A 280-nucleotide genomic window follows, 5' to 3' on the forward strand; every position below is an offset into this window, starting at 1 on the left:
GTCGTGGACGTTCTGTTTCGTGATGACGTTCCCGATCGCTGCCGGAACGAGCATGTCGACATCGAGTTCGAACAGCTTCTCGGGTGCCAACACCTCGTCGGCATCGTCGGTGACGGCCTCCGGCTCCTCCTCGAACGATGGGACCGCCATGGTGTCGATCCCGTCCGGTTCGTACCGAACGCCTTTCACGTCGCTGACCGCGACGATGTCCGCGCCCCAGTCGTCGAGCAGTCGGGCCGCTTTGGCCCCGACGCTGCCGTACCCCTGCACGGCGATCGTC

The 280-nt window shown here is 65.0% G+C and carries 1 pseudogene; it reads right to left on the reverse strand.

The window, feature by feature from the left end:
• A pseudogene (locus tag C451_RS03390) lies at positions 1 to 280 on the reverse strand (Glu/Leu/Phe/Val dehydrogenase); the annotation flags it as partial.

It is taken from the genome of Halococcus thailandensis JCM 13552 (assembly GCF_000336715.1).
Taxonomy (GTDB): Archaea; Halobacteriota; Halobacteria; order Halobacteriales; family Halococcaceae; genus Halococcus; species Halococcus thailandensis.